Source organism: Nitrospirota bacterium, from assembly GCA_013388455.1.
Classification (GTDB): domain Bacteria; phylum Nitrospirota; class Thermodesulfovibrionia; order Thermodesulfovibrionales; family SM23-35; genus JACAFF01.
Map to the genome: position 1 here is coordinate 25215 of JACAFF010000019.1, position 8937 is coordinate 34151.

Annotated in this window: 11 protein-coding genes and 4 tRNA genes; 12 read left to right on the forward strand and 3 right to left on the reverse strand. The window is 35.4% G+C overall.

Annotated features, from left to right (window positions below; all coding sequences use genetic code 11):
* Positions 1 to 54: 54 nt before the first annotated feature.
* On the reverse strand, positions 55 to 489 hold the full coding sequence (gspG, locus tag HXY53_04615) for a type II secretion system major pseudopilin GspG (GenBank protein NWF75846.1): 435 nt from the start codon (positions 487 to 489) through the stop codon (positions 55 to 57).
* Positions 490 to 655: 166 nt separating this feature from the next.
* Here gspG and radC point away from each other — a divergent pair, with 166 nt between their 5' ends.
* From radC to HXY53_04640, 5 genes are all read left to right on the forward strand, one after another.
* Positions 656 to 1348 (forward strand): DNA repair protein RadC, encoded by a 693-nt coding sequence (radC, locus tag HXY53_04620; GenBank protein NWF75847.1) that lies wholly within the window; start codon positions 656 to 658, stop codon positions 1346 to 1348.
* 309 nt (positions 1349 to 1657) lie between these two features.
* A complete protein-coding gene (locus HXY53_04625; protein NWF75848.1) occupies positions 1658 to 2272 on the forward strand; it encodes a hypothetical protein in 615 nt (204 codons plus the stop codon).
* A 29-nt stretch (positions 2273 to 2301) separates the two neighbouring features.
* Positions 2302 to 3558: a phosphoribosylamine--glycine ligase gene (purD, locus tag HXY53_04630; protein ID NWF75849.1), complete on the forward strand. Its 1257-nt coding sequence runs from the start codon at positions 2302 to 2304 to the stop codon at positions 3556 to 3558.
* Positions 3559 to 3585: 27 nt separating this feature from the next.
* On the forward strand, positions 3586 to 4083 hold the full coding sequence (gene purE, locus HXY53_04635; protein NWF75850.1) for a 5-(carboxyamino)imidazole ribonucleotide mutase: 498 nt from the start codon (positions 3586 to 3588) through the stop codon (positions 4081 to 4083).
* Positions 4084 to 4086: 3 nt separating this feature from the next.
* Positions 4087 to 4932 (forward strand): DUF89 family protein, encoded by an 846-nt coding sequence (locus tag HXY53_04640; protein ID NWF75851.1) that lies wholly within the window; start codon positions 4087 to 4089, stop codon positions 4930 to 4932.
* A 31-nt stretch (positions 4933 to 4963) separates the two neighbouring features.
* Here HXY53_04640 and HXY53_04645 read toward each other — a convergent pair whose 3' ends face one another.
* Both HXY53_04645 and HXY53_04650 read right to left on the reverse strand, forming a co-directional pair.
* Positions 4964 to 5275: an RNA-binding protein gene (locus tag HXY53_04645; protein NWF75852.1), complete on the reverse strand. Its 312-nt coding sequence runs from the start codon at positions 5273 to 5275 to the stop codon at positions 4964 to 4966.
* A 131-nt stretch (positions 5276 to 5406) separates the two neighbouring features.
* Positions 5407 to 5811, reverse strand: a complete 405-nt coding sequence (locus HXY53_04650; GenBank protein ID NWF75853.1) for a HEAT repeat domain-containing protein — start codon at positions 5809 to 5811, stop codon at positions 5407 to 5409.
* 126 nt (positions 5812 to 5937) lie between these two features.
* Here HXY53_04650 and HXY53_04655 point away from each other — a divergent pair, with 126 nt between their 5' ends.
* The 7 genes from HXY53_04655 to HXY53_04685 all read left to right on the forward strand — a co-directional run.
* On the forward strand, positions 5938 to 7395 hold the full coding sequence (locus tag HXY53_04655; protein ID NWF75854.1) for a cysteine--tRNA ligase: 1458 nt from the start codon (positions 5938 to 5940) through the stop codon (positions 7393 to 7395).
* A complete protein-coding gene (gene rlmB / locus HXY53_04660; protein NWF75855.1) occupies positions 7349 to 8152 on the forward strand; it encodes a 23S rRNA (guanosine(2251)-2'-O)-methyltransferase RlmB in 804 nt (267 codons plus the stop codon). The genes HXY53_04655 and rlmB overlap by 47 nt, the downstream gene beginning before the upstream one ends.
* 124 nt (positions 8153 to 8276) lie before the next feature.
* Positions 8277 to 8352, forward strand: a tRNA-Thr gene (locus HXY53_04665).
* A 17-nt stretch (positions 8353 to 8369) separates the two neighbouring features.
* A tRNA-Tyr gene (locus tag HXY53_04670) sits at positions 8370 to 8454 on the forward strand.
* A gap of 75 nt (positions 8455 to 8529) precedes the next feature.
* A tRNA-Gly gene (locus HXY53_04675) sits at positions 8530 to 8604 on the forward strand.
* A 41-nt stretch (positions 8605 to 8645) separates the two neighbouring features.
* Positions 8646 to 8718: transfer RNA gene (locus tag HXY53_04680), tRNA-Thr, on the forward strand.
* 109 nt (positions 8719 to 8827) lie between these two features.
* The coding region (locus HXY53_04685; protein NWF75856.1) for a hypothetical protein at positions 8828 to 8937 on the forward strand (110 nt) is incomplete at its 3' end.

Below are 8937 nucleotides of genomic sequence, written 5' to 3' on the forward strand. Positions count from 1 at the left end.
TGCTTTTCGCTCGTGACAAAAAATGTCAATTGTAAGGACAAAAAAGGGTATTATTTACTCCCAACTTGTGATGTCGGCGTTTTCACCTTCACCACCTGGTGAACCATCAACACCATAAGATATGAGGTCATAATCACCATGGCTTCCAGGTGATTCATAATGGTAGGGATGTCCCCATGGATCATTTGGGACGGCCTTTTTCAAATACGGTCCATCCCAATTTTGTATCCCTGGATTGGTAACAAGGGCGTTTAATCCCTCTGATGTAGTTGGATAACGTCCAGTATCAAGTTTGAATTGGTCAAGCGCCTGCCCAAGGAGTTCTATCTGTGTTTTTGCAGCTGATTGCTTACCTTTACCAACTTTTGGTATTAATCTTGGGAAAACAAGGGCTGCTAACATTCCAAGAATAACCATTACAACAATTAACTCGACGAGTGTGAATCCATTTGTATTTTTTATAAGCGATTTCTTTTTTAAATAATCCATATTTCCTCCGTAATTATTTTGACAACAATCAAAGAATTAATAATGACTTCATTTCCAAATTTATTCCAATTATACAATCATAATACAATAATTCATATTGTATCACAATATATCTGCAATGAACTCTTTACCAATTAATATTACAGATGCTAATATTTCTAACTCAATGGGATATCAGAGTATTAAAAAATGGCCTGAAAGTGAGAGACCAAGAGAAAGGTTACTCAAACATGGTGCTCGTAGTCTCTCTGATGCTCAACTTCTTGCTATTGTTTTGAGAACCGGTAGTGGTGCAAAAAGTGCACTTGATCTTGCTATTGAACTTATCAATACTTTTGGAAATCTTAAAAAAATTGAAGATGCAGCACCTAAAGAATTTGCTTGCCTCAAAGGAATAGGAGATGCAAAAATCTCACAGATAAAAGCTGCCTTTGAACTTGGCAGAAGGCTTTTTGAAGAACATCAAGCTAAAGGGCCAGCTTTCTTATCTGGGTATAATGTTTTTATTTACTACCGAAAACATTTTAAAAATATGCAGAAAGAGGAATTCCGGTGTGCATTACTTGATGCAAAAAACAGATTTTTTAGAGATTGCCGAATTTCTGAGGGAACATTAACTAATTCACTGATACATCCACGTGAGGCGTTTAGGGATGCAATAAAAGAGTCTGCAGCATCTGTAATTTTTATACATAACCATCCAAGCGGAGATCCTACTCCAAGCAGAGAAGATATAATAATAACAGAAAGGCTTGTTAACGCAGGAGATATTGTAGGGATTAGGGTGCTTGATCACATAATAATTGGAGATGATACATATATTAGCATGATGGAAAAGGGATATATAAAAAATACTTAAAAGTTTAAAATTAGCAATATAAAACATAAATCTTTATGGACATTGATAATGAACCCGAAAAACAAGTCTCTTCTGAACAATATCTGCATTATTTTAATTGCATTTTTTGGGTTAATTAATCTTTTAGGTAATGCCAAATTTAGGTAATGCCAAAAGTTTATGAAAAGCAGGAAGATAATATGAAAGAGGAAAGTTTATCAATTCCGGTAGGAGAGGCGTCTCGCCTGTCAGATTGAAAATCAAGAGTTTTAGACATTTTTGTTTAAAAACTTTTGACAATACTATTATTCTTTTATTAAAGGAGGAATTATGTCGAAGATTAAAAGGGCAATTATAAGTGTGTTTAATAAAAAGGATATTATTGAATTTGCAAAAGAAATTCAAGCAATGGGTTTTGAAATACTATCAACTGGTGGAACAGCAAAGACATTGAAAGATGCAGGTGTAATTGTTAAAGAAGTATCCGAATATACAGGTTTCCCAGAAATGCTTGATGGAAGGGTAAAGACACTTCATCCAAGAATACACGGAGGTTTGCTTTCAAGAAGGAGTAATATCAAGGATATGGAGGAAATTGACAAACACGGCATTAATACAATAGATATGCTGGTTGTAAACCTTTATCCTTTTGAAGAGACAATATCGAAGCCCGGAGTCACATTACAAGAGGCTATTGAAAACATTGATATAGGCGGGCCTGCAATGTTGCGGTCAGCATCTAAAAACTTTCAAGACGTTATTGTTATTGTTGACCCATCAGATTATAGAAAAGTTATTGAAGAACTTAAAAGGCTTGGTGGTGATATAAGCTACGAAATGAGATTAGAACTTGCGCAAAAGGTATTCAAACATACTTCGAGATATGATGGATTAATTGCTGATTTTCTTGCAAAAGAACTGAAACAACAAAAGAATGAAACTTAAATAAAGATAATTATGAAGGTCATCTGTTTATGAAAGTGCTTGTCATCGGTGAGAGTGCCAAGGAACATGCGATCGTATGGAAATTATCACAGAGTAAATATGTCGATAAAATTTACTGTTGTCCTGGGAATGCTGGAATCGCAGAAATCGCTGAATGTGTTGATTTCAGTCCAAGAAATTTTGATGCTTTAACCGATTTTATCAAATATGAGTGGATTGATCTCACCATAATTGGTGACGAAGAACAGTCTGCACATGGAATTGCTGATATATTGGAAAGAGAAGGGTGTAAGGTTTTTGGAGCAAATAAAATCTCTGCACAATTGAGAACAAGAAGATCTGCTGCTAAAAACTTTCTTAAAGTTCACGGGATTTTGACCCCTGAATACAAGGTCTTTAATTCTTACTCCCTTGCTGAAGATTATATAAGGTTAAAAGGGGCCCCTATAGTTATAAAGACTGATAATTGCTTAGATAGAAATATTGTTTATACTGCTTTTTCTGTGGATGAAGCAATGTCTATTCTTAGAACTATGATGAATGATGGAAATCATGATGATACCAGCAAGAAAATAATTCTGGAAGAATATATTAAAGGGAAGCATGCAACTTTTACATTTCTGACTGATGGAAATATTGCACTCCCATTTGTAAGTCTATATAAATATTTTTGCTTTAATGCGACCGATGCTAATCAAATGTCAGATGGTATCGGATCTTATTGCCCTTTTCATTTAGAGCCCAATAATCTGTTGAGTATTCATAAAATTATCGATTTATTTTCAAGAGCACTTAAAACAGAAGGGTTCCGATATAAAGGACTGTGTTCATTAGAACTAATTATTACTGATAGACCTTATGTGGTAGAAGTTAATACATGTATAGGTGAGTTAGATGTCCAGACTATACTGCCAAGGCTGAAAACAGATTTCGTTAATATTGTATTATCTGTAATAAATGATAATATAAATGAATTGAATATAGAATGGTATAAAAAGATTTCTGCGGGAGTTGTGCTATACTCCGAAAATATCGATATAAACTTTCAAAAAGGTTTTATAATAAAGGGACTTGAACAGGTCAAAAAGATAACAGATACTCATTTATTTCACAATAATACCAAATTTCAGAATGGCAATATTACAACATGTGGAGGAAGGGTGATGAGTGTAATTGCAATCGGGGATAGATTTGAAGATGCAAAGAAAAGGATTTATACAGCAATAGAGAATATAGGTTTCGAAAAAATGCATTATATAAAAGACATTGGTCTTGTCCCCAAATAATGCATTTTTGTGTGTAGAGGAGACAAAATGAAACCAAGGGTATTAATTATTGTGGGTAGCGATTCTGATCTTACGATTATGGAAAATGCTGGAAAAACACTCGAGGAACTTGACATTGCTTATGAAATTACTATTGCGTCTGCACATAGAACACCGGAACGTGTTATGATTTTAGCTTCTCAGGCTGAAGAAAAAGGCATCGAGGTAATCATTACTGGTGCAGGTATGGCAGCCCATCTGGCAGGAATTGTAGCAGCACACACAATTTTGCCTGTAATAGGAGTGCCAATAGATTCCTCCCCTCTCAAAGGTATAGATTCGCTTCTATCAATTGTTCAGATGCCAGTTGGAGTGCCTGTTGCAACAGTGGCTATTGGCAAGGCAGGAGCGAAAAATGCTGCGATTCTTTCAGCTCAAATAATCGGAAGGAAAGACCCTGTTGTTGCCGCAAAACTCAAGACTTTAAAAAAGAAGATGACCGAAGAGGTAGAGAATAAAGCAAAGATGCTCAGAAAGACTAAATAATTTATGCGCGTACATCTTGATTGTTTCCCATGTTTTCTTCGGCAGGCATTAATTGCGCTTCGCCTCGGGACAAAAGATGAATCATTACAAGAAAGAATTTTAAAAAGTATTCTTGAGCATATCGAAAATGCTGATACTTCAAAACCTCCTGCTTATACTACAACCTTTATTCATCGTAAGATAAGACAGTTGCTTGGCGGGGATCCTTTCAGAGATATAAAATTAAAATATAATCAGATTGCAATGAATTTATATCCTTCTTTAAAAAATCTTGTTGAGAAAAGTAATGATCCTTTATGGATGAGCACACGGCTTGCAATCGCCGGGAATGTTATAGATTTCGGTATTTTTACATCTGTAGATATCGAGGGCGCTATCCAAAAAGCATTGCGCACTCCACTTGCTGTCGATGACTATGATGCTTTAAAAGAGGCTATTTTATTAACGGATAAAATATTATACCTGACTGACAACGCAGGAGAAATTGTTTTTGATAAAATTCTTATTGAAACATTAATAAAAATTAACAAAAGAGTTATAGTAGCTACTAAAGGGTCCCCTGTTATAAATGATTCAACAATCGAAGATGCAATTCAAACAGGACTTAATGAAATCTGTGATTTGATAGACAATGGCTCGGAAGCAGTCGGAACAATCCTCGAATGGACATCACCTGCTTTTCAAAAGATATTCAATGATGCTCCACTGATAATCAGCAAAGGACAGGGAAACTTTGAAACATTATTTGGTAAAAACAAAACAATATTCTTCCTTTTCCAATCAAAATGTGATGTGGTTTCTAAAGAACTTGGTTTAACACATGGTTCAATGCTTCTCAAGAAATCATGATTTTTTATGGCTGGAAGATTTCAAAAAACTTTTATTGTTTTTCACCTCTCATGCGAAAACTACTTCTTTCTTTTGAACGCTCTCTACCACGTTTTTCCTGTGGTTTTGCCTGATTGACAACGATGCTCCTCTCCATAAAGTTATTCCCGTTAAACTTTGAAATTGCTTTCTGTGCATCTTCATTTGAGGCCATCTCCACAAAACCAAAGCCCCTGAGTCTTCCGGTCGTTGCATCTTTTATAAGTTTTACAGAAACTACTTCACCAACCTGTGAGAACAGATTTTTTAAATCCTCTTCGGTGGCCTTAAAGGAGATGTTACCAACATAAAGCCTTGTACTCATTATTCCTCCTTTGATATTGTTAATACAGCTCTTGAAATCCCTTGAAGGAAGTTCAAAATGCCAGATAACTATGTAAGATGAAAAGGTAATTTGTCAAGTAATAATTGTGGGTTATGGAAAAAGTAGCTTATTTATATTTTTTTTATCTCATCTATTGATTCCTGTGCAATAGTCTTAACATTTTCGTCTTCATCTTCTTTCAACTTTTCGAGAAGATGCATGGTGTCCTTATCACCAATTATTCCCAGTACGTATGCAACGTCACCTCTTACAACCGGACTTTCATTTTCCAAAAGAGGAATAAGTGAATTAATGGCTTTTTTGACATTTACTGGGTCTTCTGATTTTAATGTCTCGATAAGGGCCGCTGTCCCAATTCTTACCCGCATTCTTTCGTCTGTAAGTAACTCACCAACAAAGACATAAAGACTTGGATCATGTTTAAACATATCTATTATATTATCTAGATAACCTCCTTCCATATAATCAGCAATCATGGTCTTTAAATCGTTAGTTTCTTTTTTCCCCTGCTCCATTGCAAAAATATTAGCATAACTCCCTTATTCTTTTCATCTTGACATAGGGGTTTAATTAAAAAGGTAATGAAAAAAAGAATTGTTGTATAATTTTATTGCTGAATATTAACAAATTAAGGAAGAGACGTGAAAATATATAACACTTTAACAGGTTGCAAAGAAGAATTTATTCCTATATTACCAGATAAAGTAAGAATATATGCATGTGGAGTAACTGTTTATGATTATTGTCACATTGGTCATGCTCGAAGTGCGATTATATTCGATGTGATAAGAAGATATTTACAGTATAAAGGTTACGATGTTAAATATGTTCGGAATTTCACTGACATAGATGATAAGATTATCAACAAAGCGATACGGGAAAAGGTAAGTTGGGATGTCATTGCAGCAAAATACACGGATGAGTATTATGCAGATATGGATAAGCTTGGCGTTGGGAGAGCTGACATTGAACCAAAGGCAACAGAACATATTCCAGAAATGATTGCTATTGTAAAAAGTCTTATTGAAAAAGGTTATGCATATGAAATTGACGGAAATGTTTTCTTCTCTGTAGAAAAATTTCCGGAATATGGGAAATTATCAAAAAGGGATATAAAAGAGTTGATGGCTGGTGCAAGGGTTGATGTAGATGAAAATAAAAGAAATCCGATGGATTTTGCTTTGTGGAAAAAATCAAAAGAAGGGGAACCAGCATGGGAAAGTCCCTGGGGATTGGGAAGGCCTGGATGGCATATTGAATGCACTGCAATGTCAATAAAACATTTAGGCGAAACTTTTGATATCCACGGTGGTGGTGCTGATTTACTTTTCCCCCATCATGAGAATGAGATTGCTCAGTCTGAGGCATACACAGGCAAGCCATTTGCAAAATACTGGGTGCATAATGGTTTTATTACTGTTGATAGAGAAAAAATGTCGAAATCCCTTGGTAATTTTTTTACTATTAAAGAGATTCTTAATAAGTTTGATCCAGAGGTTTTAAGATTATTCCTTTTGTCGACTCATTATCGTAGCCCCATAGAATTTTCTGATGAACAATTACGAGAGATAGAGACTTCCCTCGACAGATATTATGCTACTGTCGTTAGAATTAATGATATTCTTGAAAAAGATGGTTATGATAGAGAAGGGTTATCAACAGATGTTGAAAAATATAGTAATTTTCTCTACAAATTCAGGGAAAATTTTGAAGAGGCAATGGATGATGATTTTAATACAGCATTCGCAATCGGCTGCATATTTGAACTTATAAGAGAGCTTAACAGATTTCTTGATAGTAGACCTTCTGGCAGAGAGACTAAGAAACTACTTAAAGAAACAAAAGCACAACTTTCAGAAGCAGGGAAAATACTTAACATCTTTAATAAAACTCCCTATGAATGGTATTTATCTTTAATGAAAATAAAGAAAATAGAGTTTTCAGAAAGAGATATTATCGAAAAAATAAAGCTTAGACAAGAAGCAAGGAAAAGAAAAGATTGGAAATTAGCAGATACAATTAGAAGAGAATTCGAAATGAAAGGTATCATACTTGAAGATAAGAAAGACAGAACTGATTGGAAGGTTAAGATTGGATAGTGAATGGTTGTATGGATTGAACCCTGTCAGAGAGGCATTAAGAGCAGGCAGAAATATTAAATGTATCTTTATATCTTACAGAAGAAAAGATAGTGTGAAAGAGATTAAAGAACTGGCAGAGAAAAAAGAGATTCCTGTAATTTTTAAAGATGCAGTTTTCTTCGATTCACGATTCAAAAAAGGACATCAAGGGATTGCAGCAGAGGTTCATCACAAAGAATATACAACTTTGAATGAAATGCTTGAGATACCTTTCAGTAATAAAGAAATCCCCTTATTTTTAATAATCGATTGTCTTGAAGACCCGAGGAATTTGGGTGCTATATTAAGAGTGGCTGATGCCGCAGGTGTTCATGGTATTGTTTTGCAATCTCATAGATCCGTTACTCTAAGTTCTGAGGTGTCAAAGGTTTCTGCTGGAGCTGTTGAATATGTTCCAGTAACAATGGTATCGAATATAAAACATGCGATAAACAAGATGAAAGAGACTGGAATAATGATAATAGGAGCTGAAGCAGAATCAGATAAAGAATTTTGGCAAATAGATTTTATACAACCACTTGCAATTGTTATTGGTTCAGAAGGGAAAGGAATAAGAAAAACTGTTAGTGAAAAATGTGACATAATAGTAAGAATACCGATGTTTGGGAGAATAAATTCTTTGAATGTTTCAGTAGCTACTGGAATAATCCTTTTTGAGATATTGCGTCAAAGAATATTTAATAATGAAAAAAACAAAGAAATAATGAGAAAATAGAATTTAAACACTAATTTTTAAAATTGACCATTTAATTATAAAAATTGTTTAATAAATATTTCATAAAGAAGAGGGTAAACTGTTGTCTTTTTCCGCCATTATTTTTTATCGAGGAGATGATGAAGCCACCGTAGCTCAGCAGGCAGAGCAGCTGATTTGTAATCAGCGGGTCGGGGGTTCGATTCCCTTCGGTGGCTCCAGGTATTCTAAATGTAGAGGAGAGGTTCCCGAGTGGCCAAAGGGAGCAGACTGTAAATCTGCCGGCACAGCCTTCGGAGGTTCGAATCCTCCCCTCTCCACCAGCAAACTTATTTTTAGAAGTTTGCAGTAAAAACTTATGAGTGAAGTGTTAGAAGAAAATGAAAATGTTTTTGTGTGCGGGAGTAGCTCAGTGGTAGAGCGTCAGCCTTCCAAGCTGAGGGTCGCGGGTTCGAATCCCGTTTCCCGCTCCATCAACCGTTTGAACAGTTTGAACCGTTCGAGCGGTTAACGTGCCCATGTAGCTCAGTCGGTAGAGCACATCCTTGGTAAGGATGAGGTCACCGGTTCAATCCCGGTCATGGGCTTTGAACAAGGCGGTCATTGGTCATTTATCAGTAAAGTGTGATTGTATTGAAATTTGTGCTAATTAATGACTGATGACTATTGACTAATGGCTAAAATAAAGGAGGAAATATGGCGAAGGCGAAATTTGAGAGGGTAAAGCCTCATGTAAACATAGGTACGATAGGACATGTAGACCATGGCAAGACGACATTGACATCAGCGATAACGAAGGTATTGTC